General features: G+C 58.9%; 24 protein-coding genes. 19 read left to right on the top strand and 5 right to left on the bottom strand.

Going from position 1 to position 25,826, the window contains the following annotated elements:
• The first annotated feature begins 840 nt into the window (after positions 1-840).
• The 8 genes from ACOYW1_RS21785 (at position 841) to ACOYW1_RS21750 (ending at position 8,077) form a co-directional block, all read left to right on the top strand.
• Positions 841-2,922 (top strand): ribonucleoside triphosphate reductase, encoded by a 2,082-nt coding sequence (locus tag ACOYW1_RS21785; protein ID WP_482419714.1) that lies wholly within the window; start codon positions 841-843, stop codon positions 2,920-2,922.
• Positions 2,923-3,164: 242 nt separating this feature from the next.
• Positions 3,165-3,866 (top strand): anaerobic ribonucleoside-triphosphate reductase activating protein, encoded by a 702-nt coding sequence (locus tag ACOYW1_RS21780; RefSeq protein WP_482419713.1) that lies wholly within the window; start codon positions 3,165-3,167, stop codon positions 3,864-3,866.
• 65 nt (positions 3,867-3,931) lie between these two features.
• Positions 3,932-5,092 carry an alanine racemase gene (gene alr / locus ACOYW1_RS21775; protein ID WP_482419712.1) on the top strand — a complete coding sequence of 387 codons (1,161 nt, stop codon included), beginning with the start codon at positions 3,932-3,934 and terminating at the stop codon, positions 5,090-5,092.
• A 347-nt stretch (positions 5,093-5,439) separates the two neighbouring features.
• Positions 5,440-6,117: a septum site-determining protein MinC gene (locus ACOYW1_RS21770; RefSeq protein WP_482419711.1), complete on the top strand. Its 678-nt coding sequence runs from the start codon at positions 5,440-5,442 to the stop codon at positions 6,115-6,117.
• A 108-nt stretch (positions 6,118-6,225) separates the two neighbouring features.
• A complete protein-coding gene (locus tag ACOYW1_RS21765; protein WP_482419710.1) occupies positions 6,226-6,615 on the top strand; it encodes a nucleotide-binding protein in 390 nt (129 codons plus the stop codon).
• Between the two features lie 7 nt (positions 6,616-6,622).
• Entirely contained in the window at positions 6,623-7,027 is a 405-nt protein-coding gene (locus ACOYW1_RS21760) for a hypothetical protein (RefSeq protein WP_482419709.1), read from the top strand.
• A 7-nt stretch (positions 7,028-7,034) separates the two neighbouring features.
• Positions 7,035-7,307 (top strand): cell division topological specificity factor MinE, encoded by a 273-nt coding sequence (gene minE / locus ACOYW1_RS21755; RefSeq protein ID WP_482419708.1) that lies wholly within the window; start codon positions 7,035-7,037, stop codon positions 7,305-7,307.
• 74 nt (positions 7,308-7,381) lie between these two features.
• Positions 7,382-8,077 (top strand): Crp/Fnr family transcriptional regulator, encoded by a 696-nt coding sequence (locus ACOYW1_RS21750; RefSeq protein WP_180139509.1) that lies wholly within the window; start codon positions 7,382-7,384, stop codon positions 8,075-8,077.
• A 198-nt stretch (positions 8,078-8,275) separates the two neighbouring features.
• On the opposite strand, the gene ACOYW1_RS21745 is transcribed toward ACOYW1_RS21750, so the two are convergent.
• Positions 8,276-9,568 (bottom strand): transposase, encoded by a 1,293-nt coding sequence (locus ACOYW1_RS21745; RefSeq protein ID WP_482419707.1) that lies wholly within the window; start codon positions 9,566-9,568, stop codon positions 8,276-8,278.
• A 219-nt stretch (positions 9,569-9,787) separates the two neighbouring features.
• On the opposite strand from ACOYW1_RS21745, the gene ACOYW1_RS21740 reads away from it, so the two are divergent.
• On the top strand, positions 9,788-12,013 hold the full coding sequence (locus ACOYW1_RS21740; protein WP_482419706.1) for an NADP-dependent isocitrate dehydrogenase: 2,226 nt from the start codon (positions 9,788-9,790) through the stop codon (positions 12,011-12,013).
• 417 nt (positions 12,014-12,430) lie between these two features.
• On the opposite strand, the gene ACOYW1_RS21735 is transcribed toward ACOYW1_RS21740, so the two are convergent.
• Complete coding sequence (locus ACOYW1_RS21735) at positions 12,431-13,240, bottom strand: HD domain-containing protein (RefSeq protein WP_482419705.1); 810 nt, start codon at positions 13,238-13,240, stop codon at positions 12,431-12,433.
• A 251-nt stretch (positions 13,241-13,491) separates the two neighbouring features.
• On the opposite strand from ACOYW1_RS21735, the gene ACOYW1_RS21730 reads away from it, so the two are divergent.
• The 5 genes from ACOYW1_RS21730 to ACOYW1_RS21710 all read left to right on the top strand — a co-directional run bounded on the left by ACOYW1_RS21730 (position 13,492) and on the right by ACOYW1_RS21710 (position 16,605).
• Positions 13,492-13,869: a DUF134 domain-containing protein gene (locus tag ACOYW1_RS21730; protein WP_482419704.1), complete on the top strand. Its 378-nt coding sequence runs from the start codon at positions 13,492-13,494 to the stop codon at positions 13,867-13,869.
• A gap of 297 nt (positions 13,870-14,166) precedes the next feature.
• Positions 14,167-14,910: a 4Fe-4S binding protein gene (locus ACOYW1_RS21725; protein WP_482419703.1), complete on the top strand. Its 744-nt coding sequence runs from the start codon at positions 14,167-14,169 to the stop codon at positions 14,908-14,910.
• On the top strand, positions 14,907-15,797 hold the full coding sequence (locus ACOYW1_RS21720; RefSeq protein WP_482419702.1) for an ATP-binding protein: 891 nt from the start codon (positions 14,907-14,909) through the stop codon (positions 15,795-15,797). The genes ACOYW1_RS21725 and ACOYW1_RS21720 overlap by 4 nt, the downstream gene beginning before the upstream one ends.
• Positions 15,798-15,813: 16 nt before the next feature.
• A complete protein-coding gene (locus tag ACOYW1_RS21715; protein ID WP_180139531.1) occupies positions 15,814-16,176 on the top strand; it encodes a NifB/NifX family molybdenum-iron cluster-binding protein in 363 nt (120 codons plus the stop codon).
• Positions 16,177-16,248: 72 nt separating this feature from the next.
• Positions 16,249-16,605, top strand: a complete 357-nt coding sequence (locus ACOYW1_RS21710; protein WP_482417758.1) for a NifB/NifX family molybdenum-iron cluster-binding protein — start codon at positions 16,249-16,251, stop codon at positions 16,603-16,605.
• Between the two features lie 198 nt (positions 16,606-16,803).
• On the opposite strand, the gene ACOYW1_RS21705 is transcribed toward ACOYW1_RS21710, so the two are convergent.
• On the bottom strand, positions 16,804-17,388 hold the full coding sequence (locus ACOYW1_RS21705) for a 5' nucleotidase, NT5C type (protein WP_482423792.1): 585 nt from the start codon (positions 17,386-17,388) through the stop codon (positions 16,804-16,806).
• Positions 17,340-18,230 carry a dihydrodipicolinate reductase C-terminal domain-containing protein gene (locus ACOYW1_RS21700; protein WP_482419701.1) on the bottom strand — a complete coding sequence of 297 codons (891 nt, stop codon included), beginning with the start codon at positions 18,228-18,230 and terminating at the stop codon, positions 17,340-17,342. Before ACOYW1_RS21700 ends, ACOYW1_RS21705 begins: the two co-directional genes overlap by 49 nt.
• Positions 18,231-18,560: 330 nt before the next feature.
• Between ACOYW1_RS21700 and ACOYW1_RS21695 the strand changes: the two genes are divergently transcribed.
• Entirely contained in the window at positions 18,561-20,360 is a 1,800-nt protein-coding gene (locus ACOYW1_RS21695) for a GspE/PulE family protein (RefSeq protein WP_482419700.1), read from the top strand.
• Positions 20,361-20,541: 181 nt separating this feature from the next.
• Here the strand turns inward: ACOYW1_RS21695 and ACOYW1_RS21690 are convergent, their stop codons facing one another.
• Positions 20,542-21,624, bottom strand: a complete 1,083-nt coding sequence (locus tag ACOYW1_RS21690; protein ID WP_482419699.1) for a LysM peptidoglycan-binding domain-containing protein — start codon at positions 21,622-21,624, stop codon at positions 20,542-20,544.
• A 416-nt stretch (positions 21,625-22,040) separates the two neighbouring features.
• On the opposite strand from ACOYW1_RS21690, the gene ACOYW1_RS21685 reads away from it, so the two are divergent.
• The 4 genes from ACOYW1_RS21685 to ACOYW1_RS21670 all read left to right on the top strand — a co-directional run bounded on the left by ACOYW1_RS21685 (position 22,041) and on the right by ACOYW1_RS21670 (position 25,790).
• The gene (locus ACOYW1_RS21685) at positions 22,041-22,592 is read left to right on the top strand and encodes an HD domain-containing protein (protein ID WP_482419698.1); all 552 of its coding nucleotides are present in this window, start codon (positions 22,041-22,043) and stop codon (positions 22,590-22,592) included.
• A 244-nt stretch (positions 22,593-22,836) separates the two neighbouring features.
• Positions 22,837-24,180 (top strand): HD domain-containing phosphohydrolase, encoded by a 1,344-nt coding sequence (locus tag ACOYW1_RS21680; RefSeq protein ID WP_482419697.1) that lies wholly within the window; start codon positions 22,837-22,839, stop codon positions 24,178-24,180.
• An 11-nt stretch (positions 24,181-24,191) separates the two neighbouring features.
• Positions 24,192-24,959, top strand: coding sequence for a motility protein A (locus tag ACOYW1_RS21675; protein ID WP_482417751.1), 768 nt, complete (start codon positions 24,192-24,194; stop codon positions 24,957-24,959).
• Between the two features lie 3 nt (positions 24,960-24,962).
• Positions 24,963-25,790: an OmpA/MotB family protein gene (locus ACOYW1_RS21670; protein WP_482419696.1), complete on the top strand. Its 828-nt coding sequence runs from the start codon at positions 24,963-24,965 to the stop codon at positions 25,788-25,790.
• Positions 25,791-25,826 lie beyond the last annotated feature (36 nt).

Raw genomic sequence — 25,826 nt, 5'->3', positions numbered from 1 at the left:
TCCCGTGCTGATTTCAGGTCTGGGCGGACATAAAAAAATAGGGGTGCAACGGGTGTTTACATGCGTGGTCATGTGTATACTGGCTTGATTTTTTTCAAGATATGGCTGGTGGTGGTCCGGAGGGGGAATATACAACATGTGGGAGAATAGGGTTGACACTGACTATATATTGTGTAAACTTGAGCTGTCGCTGGGGCCAATACCTGACCGGCGACATCCCCGGGTCACCACCTGACACCCGATTTTACCATGCCGCCCTCTCCTGGGGCGCGGCAGGCTGAAAACCGAGTTCTCGGAAGCCCGAACAATCAGAACATTTCATGACGACATGGGGCAACAGAGGCAACCATGGCAAGGCACCCATCCGGAGCTGATTCCGGGTAGCCCTCCGTGGGCATTGCCCGGTCCCCAACTCACTGAACGAGGAACATCCGATAAGATAATCCATGACGGCGTCGGTGTCTCACGGCAGGAAGGATTCTGCTCAGGCGCGTCCGGCGTCATGTCACGTCGTTGCCGGTCTCACATTAGGGCGTAGTTGATCCCTGCCTTGAGGGCTGTCGGTCGGCATCATTCCACACAACAATTCGATGTAAGCAGTCTTTACAACATACAAGAGGAGATGGTGGTTACATAGTCTGCGGCTGTCCATGGGGATGCGTGCGTGCATTGCAGTTCCCAGGGCCGTTCCGAACCGTCGGAGCGCGGCTATGCAACCGGAACCCTGACCTGACCGGTACGAGTGAGAGATGCGGCCTTTAGGCATAAGGTGCAAGAGGGCTCTCCGCCGTGCGGTCTGTGTAAACCTGTGAACGTTAAAGATGAAGAAGGGGTAGGCATTTGTTCGAACGAATCAAAAAACGAAACGGTAGCGTGGTGGAATTTGACTCTTCCAAGATTACGGCGGCCATCGCAAAAGCGGGGAAAGCCACAGGGGAGTTCGGGGAGCGGGAAGGCAAGATGCTGACCATGAAATTTCTCTCCATGGCCCGGACCCTGCGTCTGGGGGCGGTTCCCGACGTGGAGGAGGTCCAGGACATTGTGGAGCGCGTGCTCCTGGATTCCCCGTTTTACAAGACCGCCAAGGCGTACATCCTCTACCGTGAGCAGCGTGCCCAGATTCGGAACATCACCATCAAGGCCAACACCGAGCTGATGGACAACTACATCAAGAAGCTCGACTGGAAGATCAAAGAGAACAGCAACATGAGCTACTCTCTCCAGGGCCTGAACAACTACATCTCTTCGGACATCACCGCCGAGTACTGGCTCAACAAGATTTACCCCGAAGGCATCCGCGAGGCCCACAACCAGGGGCACCTGCACATCCATGACCTGAGCCTTCTCTCCGTATACTGCGTGGGCTGGGACCTTCAGGATCTTCTGCGCGTAGGGTTCAAAGGCGTGGCCGGCAAGGTGGAGAGCACCCCGCCCAAGCACCTGCGCACCGCCCTGGGCCAGATCGTGAACTTCTTTTACACCCTCCAGGGCGAGGCGGCCGGGGCACAGGCCATCAGCAACTTCGACACCCTTCTGGCCCCCTTTATCCGTAAGGACAAGCTCTCCTACGGCAAGGTGAAGCAGGCGCTCCAGGAGTTTGTGTTCAACATCAACATCCCCACGCGTGTCGGTTTCCAGACCCCCTTTACCAACATCACCATGGACCTTGTGGTGCCCAAGAATCTCAAGGACACCCCCATCATCATCGGCGGGGAGGACCTTGACGAGACCTACGGCGAGTTCCAGGAGGAGATGGATACCCTGAACCGCGCCTTTGCCGAGGTGATGATGGAAGGGGACGCCAAGGGCCGCGTCTTTACGTTCCCCATCCCCACCTACAACATCACCGAGGACTTCGACTGGGACAACCCCAACCTCGACATGATCTGGAAGATGACGGGTCGCTACGGCATTCCCTACTTCTCCAACTTCGTCAACTCCGACATGAGCCCCGACGACGCCCGGTCCATGTGCTGCCGACTGCGCCTGGACAACCGCGAGCTCCTCAAGCGCGGCGGCGGGCTCTTCGGCGCCAACCCCCTCACCGGCTCCATCGGGGTGGTCACCCTCAACCTGCCCCGCATCGGCAAAGAGGTGGAGACCGAAGAGGCCTTCATGGCACGCCTTGACGAGCTCATCGACCTGGCCAAGGAGAGCCTGGTGATCAAGCGCAAGATCCTGGAAGAGTTCACCGAAAAGAACCTCTACCCCTATTCCAAGTTCTACCTGCGCCACATCAAGGAGCGCTTCGGGATCTACTGGAAGAACCATTTCTCCACCATCGGCATCATCGGCATGCAGGAAGCCCTGGTGAACTTCATGGGCCAGGGTATCGCCGAGACCGAGGGCAAGGAGATGGCCCTGAGGATTCTGGACCATATCCGCGGTCGCCTGGAACAGCTCCAGGACGAGACCGGGGACATCTTCAACCTGGAGGCCACCCCCGGGGAAGGCACCGGGTACCGCCTGGCCATGAAGGACAAGAAGATCTACCCGGATGCAGCCTGCGCCAACGAAGAGGCCTTCAGGAACGGGGACGACCCCTTCTACACCAACTCCACCCACCTGCCGGTGAACTACAGCGACGACCTCTTTGAGGTGCTGGACCTCCAGGACGAGCTCCAGACCAAGTACACCGGCGGCACTGTGCTTCACATGTTCCTCGGGGAAGAGGTCTCCGATGTGGAGGCGGTCAAGTCCCTGGAAGAGACCTCGGCAACTACCGTCCTCTTCACCCTGACCCCGACCTTCAGCGTCTGTCCCTCCCACGGCTACATCGCAGGGGAGGTGAAGACCTGCGAGAAGTGCGGCAGCGCCACGGAGATTTACTCCCGCGTGGTGGGGTACCTTCGGCCCGTATCCCAGTGGAACAACGGCAAGCAGAGCGAATTCTGCATGCGTGAAACCTTTAAGGTGGCCTAAAGGGCCACTCCCTGGCCATGGCAGGGGCTGTGTCCCGTGCCGTGGCTTATGCGTTTTTTTATGTATTCCCCGTGTCCGAAAGGGGAGTCGACATAAGGAACGGCCTTGTTGCCGAACCCTTGATCTGTGTGTCGGGGCCGATTTCTCCTTGCAGGAAAGATCGGCCCCGACTATTTTGGAGCGGCAGATGCGCGGACCCTATAGACGGCCGCCATCTGGTGATGGAAGGAGAGTCCTGAACGATGATTATCGGTGGTTTGAATAAATGCTCGCTGATCGATTACCCCGGAAAGATCGGGGCGGTGGTCTTTACCTACGGATGCAACCTGACCTGCCCTTACTGCCACAACGCCGGCCTGGTGAATGATGGCGGGCCTGAAACGCCCTACGAGGTGGATGAGGTCCTGGGTTTTTTGCAGACGCGTGTGGGGAGACTGGACGCCGTGGTGGTGAGCGGGGGAGAACCCTGCCTCCACAGCGACCTGCCTGAGTTCATCCGAAAGGTCAAGGAGATGGGGTTCCTGGTCAAGCTGGACACCAACGGAAGCCGCCCGGCCATGCTCAAGTCCCTGATGGAAGAGGGGCTGCTGGACTATGTGGCCATGGATATCAAGGCCGATCCCGCCGCTTACATGCCACTGCTCTCACGCCGCCCCATGGAGGCGGAGCTCAAGGAGAGCGTGTCGGCCATTCTGCATTCGGGCTTGCCCCACGAATTTCGCACCACCTGCACCTCGCCGTTCATCGACGAGGCGGTCCTGGACACCATCACCGGCATGATAGAAGGCGCAGAGCTTTACGCCCTGCAGGAGTTTAACCCCAAGCACACCCTGAATCCGGACTTTTTCGACGTTTACGAAGGGATCTCACCCGAACTCCTGAAGCGGTTCAAATGCGTTGCCGAGGAGAAGGTCAGGCGCTGTGTGCTCAGGATGGCGTCGTGACGACGGCGGGACCGATGCATGCCTGCTACGGTTCCCTTGCCGGATCTGCGCCTGTGGAGGTGCCCTTGACAGCAACCGCTAACGTCCCTGAACCCATCTTTGCGGAGATCGATCTTTCCCGCATCGCCGCCAATGCACAGATATTGAAAGCCCATGCGGGAAAAGCCCGTCTCATGGCCGTGGTCAAGGCCAATGCCTATGGCCACGGTGCCGAAGAGGTGGCCCGAACCGCCCTTGCAAACGGCGCGTCCTGGCTGGGGGTGGCCCGGGTCTCCGAGGCCGTGATCCTGCGTGAGGCGGGTATCGAAGCCCCCATCCTTATCCTGGGAGTCACCCCGGAGTCGGGGGTGCCCCTTTTGATACGCTACGGCCTGCGTCAGGCTGTGGTGGACGACGGGTATGCCCGCATGCTGAGCCGGGTGGCAGGGGAGCTGGGCGGTGAGGTTCTGGGCCATATCAAGGTGGACACCGGCATGGGCCGTGTGGGGTTTGACGCGGTTCAGGATCCGGGCCGGGAGTCTCCAGAGGCGTGCGCAGAAGCCATCGCCAGGGCTGTGGCCCTTCCGGGGATCCGCGCCGAGGGCATTTTTACCCATTTTGCAACCGCCGATGAAGCCAACCTGGTGGAAGCCCGGAATCAGCTGGCCCGTTTCACCTCGGTTCTGGGATGCCTTGAGGCCCTGGGGGTCACCTTTGAGCTTCGTCATGCCGCCAACACGGCGGGCATCTTCACCCTGCCCGAGGCTCGGTTCGACATGGTGCGGGGGGGGATCTCCCTGTACGGGCTGAACCCCTCTGCCAAGGTGCGGGTGGATGCTCTGGGCGTCCGGCCCGCCATGCAGGTGAAGGGGAGCGTCGTCCAGGTCAAGCGCGTGAAAAAAGGTGCGTTCATCAGCTACGGCGGGACCTGGCAGGCGGAGAAGGAGACCGTGGTGGCCACGGTACCCTGCGGGTACGGAGACGGGTACCCCAGGCTCATGTCAAATCGCGGGCACATGCTGGTGCGGGGCCATCGCGTCCCTGTCCTGGGGCGGGTCTGCATGGACATGACCATGGTGGATGTCACCGACGTCCACGGCGTGGCCGTGGGGGACGAGGTGGTGATCATGGGCAGCCAGGGCGGCGCATTGGTCTCCGCCGATGAGATCGCCGAGGTCGTCGGCACCATCAACTATGAAGTGACCTGCATGGTTGCCTCCCGGGTTCCCCGGGTCTACCGTCCATAAATCCCGGGGCGGGGAGCCGGCGCTCCCCGGCCTCGGTGGTGTAGAAATAGGCAAAATTCCGGAATGTTACTTTCCTTTTTGCGATTTTCTTAAATCAGCTTCTTTTGCTTCATCCCTTCTATTCTACTTGCCGCACGTGATCTGCCTTGACCGATATCCCCTGGTTTTTTATGATTGCATGTTACTTTGGATAGCTATTATTGCTAATGGCATCGCAACACGCCCGGGAGAATCCCCGGGATAAGCCCGATAATATGGTTTTTCAAGATCGGCCCTGAGCTCGTATGGAGTGATTGTGTGCTGCGGGCTTTTTGCTTCGTTGTCAACATGTTAAGGAAGGATATGCGGTGGCGGTTTTGTTTGGCGCGGCGAAAACAGCGGTGAAAATAAAGGGATACGGGGACGGGTTTCTACTCTCCGTGGACCCCAGGGCCTCGGAAGACCATCTCCTGAAAGCCACGATTCGAATTTTCCGCCAGCTTAGAAACCTCGCGGCCGGAGCCCTGGTACAGGTGGACGCCGGCAGCTGGTCCGGCTCGTCCCTCTGGGCGGATCGCCTTGCCCCGGTGCTTCAGGACCGGTTCGCCGTGTCCGGTGTGTTGCCTTACGGTGAGCCGCCGGAGAGCGAAGGAGCCGAGGTTATCCCCACCCCTTCAGCTTCGGAGACCCAGGTCCTTACCGGGCGCGTGCGATCCGGGCAGCGGGTCACCGCGGAGCGTCACCTTCTGGTGCTCGGGGACGTGAACCCCGGGGGCGAGGTGGTGGCCGGAGGCGACATCTATGTAATGGGGGCCCTTCGGGGAACCGCCATTGCCGGATCCCCCGGAGATTCAGACTCCATCGTGATGGCCCTTGATTTCCGTCCCATGCAGCTGCAGATCGGGACCCACGTGGCGGACCACCGCACACCGGGCGTCCCTGGGCGTGTGGCGTATGCCTCGGTGGCCGGGGGGGGCGTGGTGGTGGCCGATTACCTGGAAGAAAATCCCTTCGCCAAAGCCCCGGTTCTGACCTGGAGAGCGTAAGCGGAACGCGGGTCGTTTAAGGGGGACCCCATAGTATAAGGCGATGCCTTTTTGAGGCTGCGCATCATCGTAAACGAACAACAACGCACGCACAGGAGAGTTGGATACGTGAAAGGCAGAGTAATCGTCATCACATCGGGCAAAGGCGGTGTGGGCAAGACCACGGCAACGGCTTCCATCGGAGCGGCCCTGGCCCTTGCGGGCAAGAAGACGGCCGTGGTGGACATGGATATCGGACTGCGGAATCTGGACGTGGTGATGGGGCTTGAAAACCGTATCGTCTTCAACGTCGTGGATGCCGTCAAACAACGGTGCAAACCCTCCCAGGTGGCCATCAAGGACAGGCGCATCGACAATTTGTTTCTCATCCCCGCCTCCCAGAGCGACAACAAAAACACCATGGGGCCGGATGAGGTGACCTCCTTCATCAGAGGAGATTCGAAACGACTACGACTACATCCTCATCGATTGCCCGGCGGGCATCGAGCAGGGCTTTGAGAACGCCGTGGCCGCAGCCGACGACGCCGTGGTGGTCTGCATGCCCGAGGTCTCTTCCATCCGGGACGCCGACCGCATTATCGGTTTGCTCCTGGCCAAGGAGATCGCCCCCAAGCTGGTGGTGAACCGCATCGTGCCCCAGATGGTGGAACGCGGTGATATGCTCAGCCACGAAGACGTGGTGGACGTGCTTTCCGTGGAGCTCATCGGCCTCGTAGAGATGGACGAACAGGTCATTGTCTCCACCAACACCGGGGTACCCCTGGTGATGCAGAAGGACTCCAAGGCCGGGCGTGCCTTTGAGCGCATTGCCGCTCGCCTTGCCGGACAGACCGACCTGCCCATCGAGGTGCCTCGAACCGACAGTGGATTCTTTAAACGCCTCGGCCGGAAAATGGGTCTGGCAAGGTAAGGAGGAGATGATGCTGAACAACCTGTTGCAGAAGATGATGGGCACCAAAGAGGAGCCCCGAAGCAGCGAGGTGGCCAGAAAGCGCCTGAAGCTCGCCCTGGTGTGCGACAGCCTGGAGGTCTCCGACGAGGTCCTGAGCAACCTGCGCGAGGACCTTCTCAAGGTGATCTCCAGTTACTTCGAGATCGACAAGGCAGGGTTCTCCCTGGATATCGACAAAACCGACGACTATTCGGCCCTGGTGATGAACACCCCCATTTTGTCGTCCCTCCGCAGATAGGGGCGGCTTTTTTCACGGACCCCGGAGGGCGGGCTGACGCCGGGGACCTACGACCATTGACACAAGAGGATGCCATGGATCTCACACACGACCTGCTGCGGACCATTCCCCTGTTTCGTTCCCTGGACACCGCCAGCCTTGATCGCATCGCAAGGGCCGTCAAACCCGTGACCCTCAAGCAGGGCGAGGCCCTTTTCCGCAAAGGGGACGAAGGCAACGAGATGTACATCATCGAAGAGGGGGCCGTTAAGATTGTCCTGCCCTCCAGCGTGGGGGAGGAGATCATCCTGACGGTGCTGAGGGAACCCTCCTTTTTCGGGACCATGTCCATGTTCGACGGCCAGAGCCGAAGCGCCGATGCCGTGGCCATGACCGCCAGTCGCCTTCTGGTCCTGGAGCGCGACGCCTTTATCCACATCCTCCAGGAGGACGAGCACGCCCTGCGCACCATCCTGTGCGATCTTTCTTCCATGATCCGGAAAACCGACGACCTCCTGGAAGGCCTTTGCTTCTTCAGCATCTCCACCCGCCTGGCCAAGTGCCTCCTGGAGCTTGCCGAAAAGGTCTCCGACGGTCGGGACAAGCCCGTTGAGATCGATCTGACCTTCACCCAGAAAGAGCTGGGGGAGATGGTGGGCGCCACCCGCGAAAGCGTCAACCGGGAACTCAAGAAGCTCCGCGAAGAGGGCATCATCCAGCTGAACCGGGGTGTGATCACCATTTCTGACTGGGACGCCTTGGAAGAGCTTGCCGTGCCCATGGACTTTTAGGCCTGAGGCCTATGTGTGAACAGATAGTTCGTTATCTCCGTAAAGAAAGGGACAGGCTCTTTATGAGTTATGCGGTAATTTTAAGGGGACAGGTTATTAATGCTGAAGCACGCCTGGAACCGACGAAGAAGGGCGTCCTGTTTCTATTCATACTCGCAATGGGTCATGCTTTTTTTATGGATGATAGCGATCTGATGGTCAGCTGGGCGTGCTGAGTCGGGACGAGAGGATGCGGAAGGGGGAAGCCAAAGCGCATTTCACCCCGGGTTTTGGGGCCGCTCCCTTTATGGAACGGGTTTTGCCAAGGCCATGGGCATCGATTATTCGACCGGAATTCGGGGTCAGGCTTCGGTCAGCCGCTTCAGTGAGTACATTCCTTCTATCCCGGACACGCTTCGGAATTTTATCCCGAGATGCCGGGAAGTGGCCTCTGAATGTTTCGTAATACCTTTCAACAAAGGCTCGGGACCCGATGATTCCGGAATCCGTAAAGTAGCGGGTCCGGTAGCGGAATCTTTTTGTGCGATTGATTTCGAATCCCTGGGTGGCCTCTTCATCCAGAATGGGTTTGGGTATGCTGGCCTTTCCTCTCTTCTCAATGGCTCCCAAATGATACAGGTACTCCCTGTAAGTTTTGAGCTGCGTCTCGGCAGCCTCCATAGTGGCGCTACACAGGCATCCCAAAATCCGATGAGAGAGAAATTCGTATCTGTTGTCAGTTTGGACATGATACCCGATGGAGCACCAGCGGTAATCTTCCGGCCGCTTCACGATTCCGGCCCTAACCGCATTCAAATCAATATATGCGAGACAATGGATCAACGTGTTTCCCTGCTCGACGATAACGCTTTTGAATCGTTCGCCCCACAGGGTGCCTTTTCGTTTTTTCCGCTTGTTATAAAAACAGGAGAATCGCTGCTTGATGTCCTTGACGTAGGCGGACAGGCTGCAAAATCTCTCCCGGTACTCTTTGATGCGAGCCTCGGGGAATGCCGTATTATCCCCATAAAGAAGGTGGAATCGTTTTCGTACCTCGTCGTCGGAGACCATGTCATCGGGGCGCACCTCGATGAGCAGGTGAAAATGGTTTCCCATGACGGCAAATCCCAGGACCTCGACACAGTAAATTGTGGAATACTTTTGAATGATTCGCACAAGCTCGTCTTTTTCAACCTTACCAAACGGTAGTCCGTCCAGTGCGGTCCGGCTGATTACATGGTAGGCGGCTTTTTGTCCTGAATCTGTAACGACCATACGGGGAACGCGCGGCATGGAACCCTCCTTTTCGGTCTTGCAGAATCTGATTGTGGGATTGGCTTTGTATGACAGATATTGTTCATGATTGCGATGAGATATCGGTTTGAAAGAGTGTGACACAGGATGCATGGTTTGTCCAACATAAAGAGCCTGTCCCGGTTTTGATTTGGCAGGCAGGTCTTGCTTTGATGCGGCGCTTAAGGTAGTAGAAAAAGACTGTTTTTGTTGATGCATGATGTGACGGCAGCTTTTATGCCATAGGCTCCCGGAGTCCATACCGGCCATCGCTAAAGAAAAAACGACGATAATTCATGGAGAGACAGCAGCGATTCGATCCCTGGAAGAAGGGGAAATCGTCTCTTTTTATGTCGGAGCCGTTTGGCGCAAAGGCCCGGGCCCTGTGAGAGTCCACTGCCACAGCTGGTGGTTTACCTGAATTGACATGAGGACACTATGACAGACAAACGTATCATTTACACCGCTATAGATGAGGCTCCCGCGCTGGCAACCCATTCCCTGTTGCCCATACTTGAGTCCTTTACCAAAGGTTCGGGTATCCGCTTCGAGAAAAAGGACATCTCCCTTGCAGGGCGAATCCTTGCGAATTTTCCGGAAAACCTAAGCGAAGACCAAAAGGTCGCCGATCACCTGGAAGAGCTCGGGGCCCTTGTCAAGGAGCCTGCCACCAACATCATCAAGCTGCCCAACATCAGCGCCTCCATCCCACAGCTCAAAGCGGCCGTCAAGGAGCTTCAGGGCAAGGGCTTTGACGTTCCGGATTACCCGGAAGAGCCCCGGACCGATGCGGAAAAAGAGCTTCACGCACGTTATGCCAAGGTTCTCGGCAGCGCCGTGAACCCTGTGCTCCGGGAAGGAAATTCCGACAGAAGGGCCGCAGCCTCGGTGAAGGCCTTCGGGAAGAAGAAACCCCACAGGCTCATGAAAGCCTGGCCGGATCACTCCAAGGCCCGCATCGCCCATATGGAAGACGGGGATTTTTACGCCAGCGAAAAATCCGTTGTGGTGGACAAGGCGTGTTCCGTGCGCATTGAGTATGTGGACCCCGAAGGCACGGTGTCTGTGTTGAAGGGAGAGATCCCCCTTCTTGACGGTGAAGTCATGGATTCCGCAGTGATGAATGTCCGCGCCCTGCGTGAGTTCTACGCCGAGCAGATCGCCCTTGCCGCCAAGGACGATGTGCTGCTCTCCCTGCACCTCAAGGCCACCATGATGAAGGTGTCCGACCCCGTCATGTTCGGCCACTGCGTCTCCGTCTTTTACAACGAGGTGTTCGACAAGCACGGTGAGACCCTTTCTTCCCTGGGCATCAACGTCAACAACGGCCTGGGCGACCTCTACGCAAAAATCCAGGACCTCCCCGAAGAGAAACGCTCTGAAATCGAAGCCGATATCATGGCTGTGTACGACTCATCCTGCCAGCTTGCCATGGTGGACTCAAGCAAGGGCATCACCAACCTGCATGTTCCCAACAACATCATTGTGGACGCCTCCATTCCCGTGGTCGTCCGCGACGGCGGCAGGATGTGGGGCGCCGACGACAAGCTCCACGACACCCTCGCCATGGTGCCGGACCGCTGCTACGCAACCATGTACCAGGAAGTCATCGAGGATTGCCTGAAGAATGGTGCCTTTGATCCCGCCACCATGGGCAGTGTGTCCAATGTGGGTCTCATGGCCCAGAAAGCCGAGGAGTACGGCTCTCACGACAAGACCTTCGAGGCCCCGGGAAGCGGGGTGATTCGCGTCATCGACGACGCCGGAAAGACCCTCATGGAGCAATCCGTGGAACAAGGGGATATCTTTCGATCGTGTCAGACCAAGGATGCACCCATCAGGGACTGGGTGAAGCTGGCCGTAACCCGTGCCCGCGTCACCCAGACTCCCGCCGTGTTCTGGCTTGACGAAGACAGGGCCCATGACGCACAGCTCATGGGCAAGGTCAACGCCTACCTGAAAGATCACGACACCGACGGGCTGGATATCAGGATCATGGATCCGGTTTCGGCCATGGCATACTCCCTTGAGAGGATCAGGAAAGGTGAAGACACCATCTCCGTCACCGGAAACGTCCTGCGTGACTACCTCACGGACCTGTTTCCCATCCTGGAGCTCGGCACCAGTGCCAAGATGCTCTCCATCGTGCCGTTGATGAAGGGTGGCGGCCTGTTTGAAACAGGGGCCGGGGGCTCTGCACCCAAGCACGTGGAGCAGGTGCTGAAGGAAGGCCACCTCCGTTGGGATTCCCTGGGCGAGTTCTGCGCTCTGGTGCCCTCCTTCGAGCACATCGCCGCAACCCACAAGGATGCAAAGGCCACCGTTTTTGCAGAGACCCTGGACAAGGCCATCGGCCGCTTCCTGGAAAACGAAAAGTCCCCTTCCCGCAAAGTAGGCGAGATGGATACCCGGGGAAGCCACTTCTACCTTGCCCTTTACTGGGCACAGGCCATGGCCGAGCAGACCGCCGATGCGGACCTTGCCACCCGCTTTTCCGCCATGGCAGACAAGCTGGCAGCCGCCGAAGCCGTGATCACCGACGAGCTGATCAGCGCCCAGGGAAGCCCCGTTGACCTGGGCGGCTACTACCGGCCCGACGTCACAAAGACCGCACAGTTCATGCGGCCGAGCCCCACGTTCAATACCATTATCGACCAGCTGTAAGAACGTTTCCCCTTGCCTTCGGCCCTGCCGGGGCAAGCCGCGAAAGAAAGCCCATGCAATTCCCACGCCCCTTTCCTTTTTTCCCTTTGGCAAGAAGGGAAGGGGTGTTTAAACATGCCCCGCCGTTGCCTCTCCTCTGTTGCTGTTGTCAATATGCAGCTATCCATATTTTTAAATAAGAACAGCCGTTTTATAATGGAAACGATACTAAAAAGCGTGCCTCCGGCGGGTCGCTTTTTTGAAAAAAAGCTCCGCAAAAAACTTTCCGGTAAGAAAGGTTAGAGCCGTCATAATCGCCGGAATTCATAGAGAAGCTGTCAAGACCTGTTTGTCAAACCCAGATCATATAGTTTGGCAAAAGTTTGGCCCCCGGCAGGGCCGCCGGAGGCTTCTTTGGATGACCAGTGAACAAGCTGGTCAAGGGGATGTGGGGTTGGGCGTGGTGCAATGGTTGAGGTTGGGGGCGAATTCGGTCTGGATGATGGTGTGGAGCTTTTTGCCCACCTCCAGGCCGATGTCGATGAAGCCCGGCCCGTAGAGCTTTCCGGTCTGGGATCGGAAGGTCTTCTTGATGCGGGCGATCCCTTCCAGGGCCCTGGGGTAGTGGCTCATGAAGAGGGGCAGGGGGATTCGCGCGTAGGAGACCATGTCCCAGACCGTGTGGGCGAAGTTGTCGGGTCCCCAGCGGAATTTGTCGGCATCGTAGAGGGCGTCAGCCAAAAGCTGGGCATCGGGGCTTGCCGGGCAGGTGCCGTCATGGGTTTTGAAGGCTTCGTGGCAGGCGATGGCAAAGGCAATCTCGTGGATTTCGTGGGTGGGAAATCCCAGTTCGATCAAGACGCGTTCCGCGTAAGCCGCGCCCTTTTCCGCGTGGTCCTTATGTTTTCGCATGGTGTCGTGGAGCAGGCCAGCGCAGTGGGCCTTGAACATGAGGCGCGTCAGGGAAGGGGCGTCTGCGTCACACTTTTTTTCCCGGGAGCAGCGCTCCACCAGCACGATGGCGCCAGCTTCAATGGCCACCTTTTGGGCGTGGAAGAGCCCGTGGCCAAAGTCCTCATCCAGTTCGGCTTCCAGGTGGGAGATGAGCCCCTTGAGCGTTTCGTTTCGATCAAAAAGCCGGTGCGACCTTTCAAGGGCATCGGCTTCCTCTTTATAAAAGGCGGGTTCCGGGAGGTCCTTGACCAGCTCCCGCGCCCGTTGTCGAATTTGTCTGTATGTCTCATCCATACCTCAAAGTGTAGCACACACCCCGTCTTCTTGAAAACAGGCAAGGGGTACCGGACGCTTCTCAAGAAGGGCTTTCTGTGGCATGGGGAAAGGAAAGGCGCGTGTGGAGGCTTCCCCTTTTTGTCTCTTGTTTACGCGATGTTCCGACCTGTGGCGGCCTTATTTTCATGGGGTGAAAAAAACATTGACAGGTCCTGCGGCCTGGTCTAAATAACAACTTATGAGCATATGCTCATAACCAAGGAGGAGTCATGGTACGTCCAAAAAAAGAACGGGTGGTGGGAGTTCCCTCCAGCCTCAGCTACTTTAAACCGGGGGGCATTCCCCTTCGGCAGCTTGAGGAGACCCTGCTCACCGTGGACGAACTGGAGTCCCTCAGGCTCTGTGATCTGGAACAGCTCTCCCACGAAGAAGCGGGACGTCGCATGAACGTGTCCCGGGCCACCCGCGAGAAGCACGGCGCAAGGTGGCCGACGCCCTGGTTCACGCCAAGGCCCTGCGCGTGGAGGGCGGCAACTATCGGATCACAGAGGAGTTGCGCCTGTTTGTCTGCAGCGGTTGCGGCAAAAGGTGGCAGGAACCTTATGGAACCGGGCGCCCGGACGGGTGCCCCTCGTGCGAGAGCGTGAAGTTCCACAGGGTCTGGAAAGAAGAAGCCGGGTTTCCCGAGTCCGAATGATGCCGTGCGCAAGCTTTTTTTGATACCGACCGATCCGGCCCCCACATCCGGTATCGGTGCTCATCAAAAGGAATTTCACAGACATCCCGTTTCGGGGATCCGACGGTTAAGATAAACCCGTAACACGGGGTAGTGAACGCCATGATGATCACGGTAGCAAGCGGCAAAGGGGGCACGGGGAAAACCACCGTGGCCACCGGCTTGCCGCCGTGGGCGATAGGAAGGGGCCACCCTTCTTGACTGCGACGTGGAAGAACCCAATGTCCATCTGTTTTTGAATCCCGAGTCGGTCATAACGACACCTGTCACCACCATGGTCCCGGTGGTGGACGAGGATGTGTGCGTCCAGTGTGGCGCGTGCAGTGAGTTGTGCCAGTTCTCTGCCATCACCCTGGTGGCAGGCGAACTCTATACCTTTCCCCGCATGTGCCACAGCTGTGGCGGGTGCGTGATGGTGTGCCCCTCCGGGGCCCTTTCCGAAGGCACCCGCGAGCTCGGTGAGCTGGAGCGGGGCCGATACAAGGGCATTGAACTGATTACAGGGCGCCTGAAGGTCGGCGAAGCCATGAGCCCCCCCCTCATCGACAGGGTGAAGGAGGCCGCCGAGGGCAAGGAGCTGGTCATCGTGGATGCCCCTCCGGGGACCTCCTGCCCGGTGATCGCCGCCATGGGCGGGACCCATTACGTGGTGCTGGTCACCGAGCCCACGCCCTTCGGGCTCAACGACCTGAAACTCGCCGTGGAGGCGGTTCGGGTCCTGGGTATTCCCTTCGGCATCGTCATTAACCGTGCCGACGCCGGGGACGACCGGGTGGTCCGGTACGCGAAGGAGGAGGGTATTGAGATCCTGATGTCCATCCCCTACAGCCGGAAGGTCGCGGAGTACTACGCCAGGGGACGCCTCCTGGTGGAGGCGATGCCGGAGATGGCCGAGGCCTTTGAAGGTATGGTGAACAAGATCCGCAAAGCCACGGAAGGGGGGACACGATGAAAGAGATCACCATCTTAAGCGGCAAAGGCGGCACCGGAAAAACAACGGTCACCGCGTCCTTTGCGGCCCTTGCCACCAACAGGGTGCTGGTGGACGCAGACGTGGACGCCGCCAACCTGTACATGATCACCCCCCACACCGTGGAGGAAGAGCACCCCTTTCAAGGGGGCAACCTGCCGAAGATCGATATCCAGGCCTGCACCCACTGCGGTGAGTGCGAAGCCCGGTGCCGATACGGGGCCATTGAAAAGGGGCCCCGCCTCAACCGCATCGCCTGTGAAGGCTGCGGGGTGTGTGCCCACTTCTGCCCGGAAGGGGCCATCACCATGGAGCCCCGGGTGTGCGGCACCTGGTTCAACTCCAGCACGGAGAACGGTCCCCTGGTACACGCCCGCCTGGGCATTGCCGAAGAGAACTCCGGTCTCCTTGTCTCCCTGCTGCGCCGCGAGGCTCGTAAAAAGGTGGAGGAGACCTCGGCCAACCTGATCCTGGTGGACGGCCCTCCGGGCATCGGCTGCCCGGTGATTGCCGCCACCACCGGATGCGATGCCGTGGTGGTGGTCACCGAACCCACGGTCTCGGGTCTCCACGACCTGGAGCGCGTGGCCGAGCTCACCGCCTTTCTCAAGGTCCCGGCCATGATCACCATCAACCGGTGGGACCTCCACCCCATGATGGCGGAGCGGATCCGGGAGGTGGCAAAGGAAAAGGGCATGCATCATTTAGGCGACATTCCCGTGGACGAGGCGGTAACGGCGTCCATGGTGCAGGGCAAGCCCCTGGTGACCTGTTCCGACGGTCCTGCGGCCACGGCGATTCGCGGTGTGTGGCAGCAGGTCGTTAATTTTCTGGATGACAAACGCGGGCCACTGAAGATGGCTCTGTAACCCAAGGAGAACCCCAATGAAGATCGCAGTGACAGCTACAGCGCCGGATTTCGACGCCCCCATGGACCCCCGGTTCGGCCGCGCCGCCTGTTTTCTCGTGGTGGACACCGAGACCATGGCCTGGAGCGTGGTGGAAAATACCCAGAACCTGAACGCAGCCCAGGGTGCCGGCATCCAGGCCGGAAAGACCATCGTTGAGACGGGCTGCACGGCCATTATCACGGGCAATTGCGGCCCCAAGGCCTTCCGCGTGCTTACGGGCGCGGGCATCAACATCTACACCGGAGCCAAGGGCTCCGCCCGCCAGGCCGTTGAGCAGCTCAAGGCCGGAGAGCTTCAGGCCTCCGCCGAAGCCAACGTGGAAGGACACTGGATTTAGTCCCTTTGACAACTTTGCATTCAAGGTGGCTTTGCCTGCCGCCGCTTTTGTATACCCATGAAGGAGAAAAAAATGAAAATCGCCATTCCACTGGCCATGGGCCAGCTTACAGCACATTTCGGACATTGCCAGGAATTTGCCTTCGTCAACGTAGCCGACGGGGAGATCAAGGAAACTGAAAAGCTTGTTCCCCCGCCCCACGAGCCCGGTGTGCTTCCCAAGTGGCTGGCGGATCACGGCGTGACCCACGTCATCGCCGGTGGCATGGGCGGCAGGGCCCAGCAGCTCCTCAACGCCAGCAACATCGAAGTGGTCACCGGTGCCCCCGTGGAAGACCCCGAAGTGCTCGTCAAAGCCTGGCTCGCCAAGACCCTGGAGACCGGCGAGAACGCCTGCGGCCATGATGAAAATCATATCTGCGACCACTGATGCACAGATAGACTGATGCGCCTTGGGGCGGCGGGGGGAGACCCCTTGCCGCACCGAATGCGTTTTACGGCGGGTCTGATTCACCTGTCCGTCCACTCGAAGAAGAGGGCCGGCCGTAAAACACAAAAACCCCGTTTTTGCAAAGGGACCTCCTTGGATGCAAAACGGGGTTTTTTTATTGGGGCTGTCCGGCTGCCGTCAGGGAGCAAAAACCAGGGCGGCTTCGGCTGCGATCTCCGCCCAGGAGGTGCAGCGGGTGCAGGCGGGGTGCACCCTGCCATGCCGATTCCAGGGGCGATCAAAAAGAAAGGTGGGGACCTCCATGGGGCCGCTGAGAAAGGCGGCCATGGACAGGGAGTCCTCCACGGCAAGGGTGTAGGCCCTTTGTTTGACCTCGTCCAGGGTGATGAAGGGACCCTGGCGCCGGTGGTGGCGGCCGTATTTGTCGCAGATGTCAAAGCTGTCAAAGGGCACCTTTTCCCTCTCCAGCCAGGCAATGGAGATCTCCCGGGTTTCAGGGGGACGCCCCGTGACCACGGCGATGGGGTACCCTTGAGCCTGCCAGGCCGCCAGGGTCTCTTTTGCCCCGGGGACCGGGGAAAATCCCATGAGCACCTCTCGGGTGTGAACCACCTTGAAGAGGTGCGCCAGCTGAGTACGGGTGAGACCGAAGGAGTTGGAGAGATCGAAATCGGCGATCTCCTCGTAGCTGGCTTCAATGCCGAATTCCCGTCTTACCAGGCCCGGGTAGGTACGCGTGGTCTCGGCGATGACATCATCCATGTCCAAAATGGGGCGTTCATGGATGGCTGCTCCAGAGCGTCGATCATGGAAAAGCAGCCCGTGGTGCCGGAAAGGCGTTTTTTCTCCAGAAAGGCCACGGCATCCAGGGTGCCTTCGGCGTAGATGTCCCGGCCGTTGATGTTGTGGGTGATGCCGAATTCGGAGCTGCCGTCCGGGGCACAGAGGGTGTAGGTGTGCCAGCCGTGGCCGTCGATATGCTCTTCGGGGATGCCCATGGCTCTCTGGGCCTCGGGCTCGCGGACCATGTCGATGTCTGCCTCGGTGAAGTCCACCCCCAGAAGGTTGAACTGGCGAATGATGGCCTTGGCCGTGCCGCTGGTGTCTGCCTTCCAGCTCTGGTGGCTCTCCTTGACGGTCATCTGAAAACCCTTGAAGAGGCCGGGAAAGTTCTTGGCCCCGTACTCGATCATGGCCTGGAGACCCACGATCTGCTTGGCCATGTTGGGGGCGATGACCGCCGGGATGGTCGAGTGATTCACATCCTCGCGGATCTGCTCCCGGTTGCCGCCGGTGGTGCCCATGACAAAGGGGAGGCCTTCGGCGCAGTAGAAGGCGACGTTGGCGTCCACGGCGCTGGGGTGGGTGTAGTCCACGGTGATAAAGGAGTCGCAGCGTTTGCGGATCTCCGCAAGGGCTTCTTGGCGCTCGTTCGGGGAAACCAGGGTGATCTCCGTCTCCTTGACCCGGATGCTTTTGTCCGTGTCCGGTCCGGTGAAGGAGTAGGGCAGGACAGTAAATCGCTCGTCATCTATCGCATGGGCCAGGATGGTGGTGGCCACCTTGCCCGGAACGCCGTTGATCATGATGTGGGTGGTCGTCATGGTGTCGCCTCGTCAGTAGGATTCGGGGTGGTTGGTTGTGGGCCTCGGCAGGCCCGCTCGGTAACCTATCATATTTGTCGGCGCGATTCAAAAACGGGGTCAGGGCAACCCTATAAGGCAACTGAATGGTTACATGCGTTGGCCCTGCCCCGGACTGCGCCTTGTTGTCCTTGGGCCGCCCATGTGGTAAAAACAGAGCAAGATACCGTATCTGTCTCGCCTTTCCGTGCGCATAAAAGATAAAAGAATAGAATAGATGAGATGAATAGACGCACGGTGTGTCCGCCCCTCTTTTTTTTCCTGTCCGATACCGAAGGAGAACCCGCTGCCATGAATGCCATATCCCGAGAAAAATTTTCTCCGAAGTCCGTGTTGACCCATCTTGTCCAGGGGGGCTACCTCTCCCAGGATCAGGCCAGGCATGTGGTTTCCATGCGGGAGAGTGTGGAGAGAAAGCTCTCCCGGAGGAAGGGAGACGTCAAGGCCGGTATCATCGAGGTCTTGCGGCATCTGTCCATGGACCGGGCGGACAGGCCCGGAGAGCCCCTGGACGAGGACGCCATCTACCAGGCCCTGGCCGAGGCCTGGGCCATGGACTACATGAAGATCAACCCCTTGAAGCTCAACATGGAGACGGTGACCAAAACCATCCCCAAGAATTTTGCCATGAAGCATCTGGTGCTGCCCGTGGCCATCAAGGACGGGGAACTCACCGTGGCCATGTCCAATCCCTTTGACACCGAGGTGCTGGATGACCTCAAGCGGGTGAGCCAGATGCGCATCCGCCCGGTGATGGCCTGCCGCTCCGACATCGAGCGTTACATCAACGAGTTTTTCGGGTTCCGTTCTTCCATTGCCGCGGCCAAGTCCCAGTACGCCGGTACCGGCATCGACCTGGGGAACCTGGAGCAGTTCGTCAAGCTGGGCTCTTACGGAGAGCTTCAGTCCTCGGACCATCACATCATCAACGCGGTGAACCACCTGTTCAGCTACGCCTTTGATCAGCGGGCCAGCGATATCCACATTGAGCCCAAGCGGGACGTGACCGTCATCCGCATGCGCATCGACGGGGCGCTGCACTCTGTTTACGAGCTGCCCAAGACCATTCACAGCGCCCTGGTGACGCGCATCAAGGCCATGAGTCGCCTTGATATGGCGGAGAAACGGCGTCCCCAGGACGGCCGTATCAAGACCGACCAGGACGGCACCGAGGTGGAGATCCGTGTCTCCACCGTGCCCGTGGCCTTTGGCGAGAAGGTGGTGATGCGAGTCCTGCACCCGGACATCATGTTCCAGGATCTGGAAAAGCTCGGATTCACCGGGGAAGACCTGGGGCGGTACGAGGCCCTCGTGAACCGGCCCCACGGCATTGTGCTGGTGTGCGGGCCCACGGGCAGCGGAAAGTCCACCACCCTCTACTCCACCTTAAGGCGAAGGGCGAGCCCGGAGCTTAACATCACCACCGTGGAGGACCCCATTGAGATGGTCCACGAGGAGTTTAACCAGATCGCGGTACAGCCCCAGGTGGGGATCAAGTTCGGGACCATCCTGAGGAATATTTTGCGTCAGGACCCGGACATCATCATGCTCGGGGAGATGAGGGACCTGGAAACCGCGGAAAACGCCGCCCAGGCATCCATGACCGGTCACCTGGTCCTCTCCACCCTGCACACCAACGACGCCCCATCGGCCATTACCCGTCTTCTGGATATCGGCATTCCGTCTTACATCATCCAGGCCACCCTCTCCGGGGTGGTGTCCCAGCGCCTGGTGAGGCGGGTCTGTCCCCATTGCGTGGAGACCTACGACATGGACAGCGAAAAATTAAAAGGGCTTGGGCTGGACTCGGGGCGTGAGGGGATGCTCACCCTCTCCCGGGGCACGGGGTGCCTCAAGTGCCGGGGGACGGGGTATCTGGGGCGGCTGGCCATCTTTGAGATCCTTACCTACTCCGATACGATCCGTCGTCTTACCACCCAGGACGCGGATGTGGCTGCCATTCGCAGGCAGGCAACCAAAGAGGGGATGGTGAGCCTAAGGGAGAGCGGGATCCGGCAACTCCTGGCGGGGAACACCACCTGGGAAGAGCTGCTGCGGGTGACCTGGGAGAACCGATCCCGTTACCGATAAAAAGGTCTCCGGCGGCCCTGCCGGGGGGCAAACGTTTAAAAAAGTATGACAAACAGGTCTTAAACAATTCTTTCCAGACTCCGCCGAAGGCGAGCTGGTTTGTTACGCGTTCTTCTCCATAAAAAAAGGCGCCCTGACCATGGTCGGGGCGCCTTTTCATTTTCTTGCGGGTGGGGTTATTTCAAGAAGGCGAAATGGTCTCCGGGGCTGATCTGGTGGAGTAGGTGACCAGGATGGTGGAGGTCTCCTCCTGGGCGTCCAGAACAATAAAGTTGCCGATATTGACGGGAACACGCAGCCCCTTGTCGCTCAGGGCGTCGGTGGGCTTTTTGGTCTCGTAGTAGAACACCGTGTAGACTTGGCCCTTGACGATGCCGTCGGCGGTGCCCCGGTTGATAAAGCCGACCATGTCCTCGCCAAAGGTGGTTTCTCCCTCTTCGGCGGTGATGATCTCCCCTTCCATGGATTCAAGGCCGTCCAGGATGGGAATGTTCCGGGAGCGCTTTTTGTAGGGCATGATCATGTCGTTGAGCTTGATGGATCGGTAGGAGTCGGTGATGCGGCCGATGAAAAAACCGCCGCGTTCGCCCGTGATCTCCACAACCCCGCTCAGGTAATGCTGGGTGCCGATCTCCTTGCGGACACGGTTGAGCTTTTTCCGGTCCACGTCCATGAGCCGAGCCGTGATCTGCCTGGGGGTGATGGTACGGTAGGTGACGTAGCGTGCGCCGATGACCAGGGGCGTTTCCTCGCTGGCCTTGATGTAGATGGTGTCGCCCTCCCCCAGCATAAGCTGGTCGGTGCCCTTGAGCTTAAAGACAGACCCGTGGGGGGTGATAGGCTCCCGTCGCATGAAGCCGACCCGCTCGATTTTTGAGTAGTAATATGTGCGGGGCTCCGCTTTTTTTGCGGTTTCTCCGGATTCCACGGCCCCTGCATCCTCAATGGCTGCGTCCATGGCCTCATCGGCGGTGCCCAGTTTGTCCAGGTCGCTGCGATGGACGAGTTTGATTTTCTGGCCGGGGTAGATCAGGTGGGGATTGGACAGCTGGCCGTTTTTGCTCCAGAGGTCGGGCCAGGTGTACGGGTTGTCGCTGAATTTTTGAGAGAGTCCCCAGAGGGTGTCCCCTTTTTTGACCGTGTAATACACCCCTGTTTCCGAGGAAACCTGCGTGGTGGTGTCGGCCAGGCCCGATACCCTGGAGGAGAGAATGAAAATCAGTGAGAGTAGGGCGGCGTATCGGAGTTTTGCCTTGATATCCATAATCGCTCCGGTATGATGATTGAGGTAAGTTGGTATAGACCGTATCCGGTCTGAAATAAGGCCCCTGCGTCACTCTTTACTGTCCGGTTTTTTCATCCTTGTGTCAACACAAAATAGTGGAAAGTGCTCACGTATTTTTGGCCCTGGCGGAGCCTGAAATATAAGGTGAACCCAAGGGATGGGCGCCATCTGATGCCTCTTTTTTTCATGGGGGGTTGAGATGGCGGAACAACCCCTGTATAGGGTGGCAACGGCTGCCGCCCGGATTGTCTTGTGCGGGGCCGCAGGGGGTACATACTGCTGATATATCCTGTATTATCCTGATTTGTCAATGTATTCAAAAATGGTCCTCCGACGGTGGGAGTAAATGCCGACAGGTTGCCGGGGAACGGGCCGTACAGGGAGAGGATCGTTATATGGAACGGATTGCCGATTTTTTGTTTGAAGCGGGGATGTTGAAGCGGATCCCGCGCTCCGGTTACCACTTTCTCGGGGGGGGCAAGGAGAGCATTGCCGAGCACTCCTTTATGATCACCACCATCGCCTTTGCCCTGTCCCGCATGGATGAGGCCGTGGATGCCGGAAAGCTGCTGGCCATGTGTCTGCTCCATGACCTTCCCGAAGCCCGCACCGGGGACCTGAACTATGTCCAGAAGAAATACTGCTCGGCCGATGAGGCCCGTGCCGTGGCCGATCAGGCCAGGGGCCTTCCCTTTGGCGGTGAGTACGCAGAGCTGGTGGCCGAGTTCAATGCCGCTGAGACCCGTGAGGCCAAGCTGGCCAAGGATGCGGATCAGCTTGCCTTTGTCCTGGATCTGCGGCAACTCATGGACACCGGGCATACCGGTGCGGACAAGTGGCTGGCCGTGGTTCTGGATCGCCTGAAGACGGACGCCGGGCGGAAGCTGGCCGATGCCATCATGTCCAGGGCCTGGGACGATTGGTGGCTGACGGGTTACACCGAATAAAGCCCGTACGCGCCTTGTGGCCCCGGTCGGTAGGCATCCCGAAGGAGGGCCGCGGATCGTGCTGTCTCAGCTTTTCCCGGGTGGGACGGGGAGAGAAAAGACGAAAATGGCTTTAACTTCGGGGCCGGTTTGGCCGATCAAGAGGAATGCATTCGGTATCAGAACGGATGGCCACGCGAGGCGTGACGGACAACATGAAGGGGGAGGCGTGCCCGGTACGTGTTCGGGCCAAAGGGCGGAAGGCATGGAAAAAATGGATACGGCGAAAATTTTGTACGTGGATGATGATCAGGACCTGATCCAGATCTACACCCGGTTTCTGGAAGGGGAGAACTACAGCCTCAAGACCGCAGGCGATGCCGAGGAGGGGCTGGAGGTGGCTTTGGATTTCATGCCGGACCTCATCATCAGCGATGTGGCCATGCCCGGCATGGACGGCCTGGAGTTCTGTCGCAGGGTGCGGGCATCCGAGACCCTTGGGGACGTGATCTTCATGCTGGTCTCCGGCATTGACGTGGAGCCAAGGGATGTGGTGGCGGGCCTGGGGGCCGGTGCCGACGAGTATCTGGTCAAACCCTTTTCCCGCGATGAACTCGTGGCCCGCATCGGGACCCTCCTGCGGATAAAAGGGCTAAAGGAGAAGGCTGAAAAAGCCGATACTTTTTTCAAAGACGAACTCCGGAACCGCGACACCCTGGAGGCCAGGCTGGCAGAGCTCAAGGAGGAGCTCGCCGGTGAACGGGAGGCCCTGTCCGGGGCCCTTAAGCAGGTGGCTTCACTTGTGGGAGAGCGGCAAAAAGCCGTGGAGCGGGCCGACACCATGGAAGCCAGGGCTGCAAAGACTCTGGAAACCTGTGTGGGGCTGCTGGCATCGGTTTTGGATGCGCGGCCTTCATTCAAAAAGGGGCACGGTGCGGATGTGACCCGCCTGGCACTGGCCATGGCCGACGAGCTTGGACTCGACGGCGACAAACGCCGCGAGCTGGAACGGGCCGCACGGCTCCACGAACTGGGGCTGCTCTTCGTGTCGGAGGAACTTGCCGGAAAGAACCCCCTGGACCACACCGAGTCGGAAGCTGATTTTCTCTCCCGGCACCCCGAGCGTGCCGGCAAGATCCTGGCCGGTGTGGAAGGGCTGGAAGAGACGGCCCGCATTGTCCGCCACCTGTTTGAATATCTTGACGGGAGCGGGACCCCCGGTGGCCTGAGAAAAGAGGCCATTCCCCTTGCATCGCGGATCATTTCTGTTGCAGATGCCTGGGAGACCCTGGCGGCGTGGCCCGAGGGCGGCAGCGAAAGAGATCGTCTGAACAGGCTGGAAGAAGAAGCAGGGACGCGATTCGACCCCAAGGTTGTGCACAGTCTGCGCAAGTGTCTGGGACGAAAGCCTGAAACGGAAATCGGTGGTCGTGTGGAGATGAGTGTGTTTGATGTGAAGCCCGGAATGGTCCTCGCATCCGCCATCTATACAGCCAAGGGAGCCATGCTCCTGCCCGAAGGTACGGTCCTCACGGATGAGTACATCAGGCAGATCGCACGCTACAACCGGATCGAGTCCCTGGAAGAGACTGTATTTATAAAGGGATAGGTTGGGTTGATATGGATCTGGCTTCATTGATAGGTGTGATTTCCGGGGTTGGCTTTACCGCCGCGTGTATTCTTCTTGGCAGCAGCCTGATGCTGTTCTGGAACCTGCCGTCGGTCATGATTGTCGTTGGGGGGACCATTGCCTCCTCCCTCATTGCCTACCCCCTCAAAGAGTTCCTTGGCGTGTTCAAGACCGTGGCCAAGGTGTTCATGTTCAAGATCGAGAAACCCGAAGACCTGGTGAAGAGCCTGGTGGAGATCTCCAACAAGGCCAGGAAGGGCGGCCTCCTCTCCATCGAGGCGGACATCAACAACACCGAAGACCCCTACCTCAAAAGCGCCCTTCAAATGACCGTGGACGGGGTGAAGACCTCGGATATCGCCGCGGTGATGCAAAAAAGGATGGAGCTTACCCACCGGGAGCACAAGGTGGGTTACTCGGTCCTTGCCTCCATGGGAGCCTATGCACCGGCTTTCGGCATGGTGGGCACCCTCATCGGCCTGGTGCAGATGCTGGCCAACCTCGACGACCCCTCATCCATCGGACCCAAAATGGCGGTGGCCATGATCACCACCTTTTACGGCGCCCTGATGGCCAACCTGTTTTTCATTCCCATGTCGGACAAGCTGAAGCTTCGCAGTGAAGAGGAGATCATGAACATGACCCTGCTCTACGAGGGCGTGGTCTCCATCCGCGAAGGAGAACACCCCAGGCTCATGGAAGACAAGCTCAACGTCTACCTGACGGCAGGGGGCGGAAAAGCCGCCAAAGAGGAGTAGACCATGGCTGAAGAAAACAGCACCGGCGCAGGCGAAGAGGAGACGGCCCCGGCCCTCAACCCTCCGGCCCCCATCGGGGGGGATGACGAAGAGGGGGGCGGCGCCCCTGAATGGATGTGCACCTTCTCCGACCTGGTCACCCTGCTCATGTGTTTTTTTGTGCTGCTGTTTGCCATGAGCACCATTCAGGAAGAGACCTTCAAGGAACTTGTCCAGTCCCTGAAATCCGCCCTTGGCGTGCAGCAGGTCCCCGAGACCGGCACCCGTGAAGGATTGAGGATGGATCCGGGTACCGACACCACCGATCCCCAGGCCCATGCCGTGGACGAGTTGGGCGGGATGGTCCAGAAGGAGATGGAGGAGATCGTCAGCGATGTGCGAGAGCTGATTATGTTCAACAAGCTCGGCGGCCAGGTGCGGGTGGAGGAGACCGAAGACGGCGCGGTGATAACCATCGCGGACATGGTCATCTTCGGGCCAGGTGAGGCCCGCCTCTCCGAGGACGGGCGCATCGTTATGGAGAAGGTGGCCATGGTGTTGGCCCAGTTCCATTACCCGGTCACTGTGTCGGGGCACACCGATGCCCTGCCCATGGCCAGGCGCAACGACGACTCCAACTGGGAGCTCTCCACCCGCCGCGCCACAAGCGTGGTGCGCTTTCTGATCTCCATGGGGATCGACCCTTCCCAGCTTAAGGCCCAGGGCTTTGCTCACTACCGACCGGTGGCCGACAACCGGACCCCTGAAGGCCGTGCCAAGAACCGCCGGGTGGAAATTACCTACGAGCGTACCTACATCGCCCGCGCCCTGAGCGGAGGCCTTTACAGGTAGCCCCTTTTTGCTGGTTTCTGAATGCGTTCACCCTGT

The sequence above is a fragment of the Desulfoluna sp. CYM3A genome (assembly GCF_056829965.1).
The sequence above is the reverse complement of the archived record's forward strand: the minus strand, read 5'-3'. Positions and strand labels throughout refer to the sequence as shown.

Bases quoted from the DNA above. Each gene is read 5' to 3' on its own strand.
- ACOYW1_RS21780 (WP_482419713.1), top strand. From the start codon at position 3,165: ATGATTATCGGTGGTTTGAATAAATGCTCGCTGATCGATTACCCCGGA.
- minE (WP_482419708.1), top strand. From the start codon at position 7,035: ATGATGCTGAACAACCTGTTGCAGAAGATGATGGGCACCAAAGAGGAG.
- ACOYW1_RS21750 (WP_180139509.1), top strand. From the start codon at position 7,382: ATGGATCTCACACACGACCTGCTGCGGACCATTCCCCTGTTTCGTTCC.
- ACOYW1_RS21745 (WP_482419707.1), bottom strand. From the start codon at position 9,568: ATGCATCAACAAAAACAGTCTTTTTCTACTACCTTAAGCGCCGCATCA.
- ACOYW1_RS21740 (WP_482419706.1), top strand. From the start codon at position 9,788: ATGACAGACAAACGTATCATTTACACCGCTATAGATGAGGCTCCCGCG.
- ACOYW1_RS21735 (WP_482419705.1), bottom strand. From the start codon at position 13,240: ATGGATGAGACATACAGACAAATTCGACAACGGGCGCGGGAGCTGGTC.
- ACOYW1_RS21730 (WP_482419704.1), top strand. From the start codon at position 13,492: ATGGTACGTCCAAAAAAAGAACGGGTGGTGGGAGTTCCCTCCAGCCTC.
- ACOYW1_RS21720 (WP_482419702.1), top strand. From the start codon at position 14,907: ATGAAAGAGATCACCATCTTAAGCGGCAAAGGCGGCACCGGAAAAACA.
- ACOYW1_RS21715 (WP_180139531.1), top strand. From the start codon at position 15,814: ATGAAGATCGCAGTGACAGCTACAGCGCCGGATTTCGACGCCCCCATG.
- ACOYW1_RS21710 (WP_482417758.1), top strand. From the start codon at position 16,249: ATGAAAATCGCCATTCCACTGGCCATGGGCCAGCTTACAGCACATTTC.
- ACOYW1_RS21705 (WP_482423792.1), bottom strand. From the start codon at position 17,388: ATGGATGATGTCATCGCCGAGACCACGCGTACCTACCCGGGCCTGGTA.
- ACOYW1_RS21700 (WP_482419701.1), bottom strand. From the start codon at position 18,230: ATGACGACCACCCACATCATGATCAACGGCGTTCCGGGCAAGGTGGCC.
- ACOYW1_RS21695 (WP_482419700.1), top strand. From the start codon at position 18,561: ATGAATGCCATATCCCGAGAAAAATTTTCTCCGAAGTCCGTGTTGACC.
- ACOYW1_RS21690 (WP_482419699.1), bottom strand. From the start codon at position 21,624: ATGGATATCAAGGCAAAACTCCGATACGCCGCCCTACTCTCACTGATT.
- ACOYW1_RS21685 (WP_482419698.1), top strand. From the start codon at position 22,041: ATGGAACGGATTGCCGATTTTTTGTTTGAAGCGGGGATGTTGAAGCGG.
- ACOYW1_RS21680 (WP_482419697.1), top strand. From the start codon at position 22,837: ATGGAAAAAATGGATACGGCGAAAATTTTGTACGTGGATGATGATCAG.
- ACOYW1_RS21675 (WP_482417751.1), top strand. From the start codon at position 24,192: ATGGATCTGGCTTCATTGATAGGTGTGATTTCCGGGGTTGGCTTTACC.
- ACOYW1_RS21670 (WP_482419696.1), top strand. From the start codon at position 24,963: ATGGCTGAAGAAAACAGCACCGGCGCAGGCGAAGAGGAGACGGCCCCG.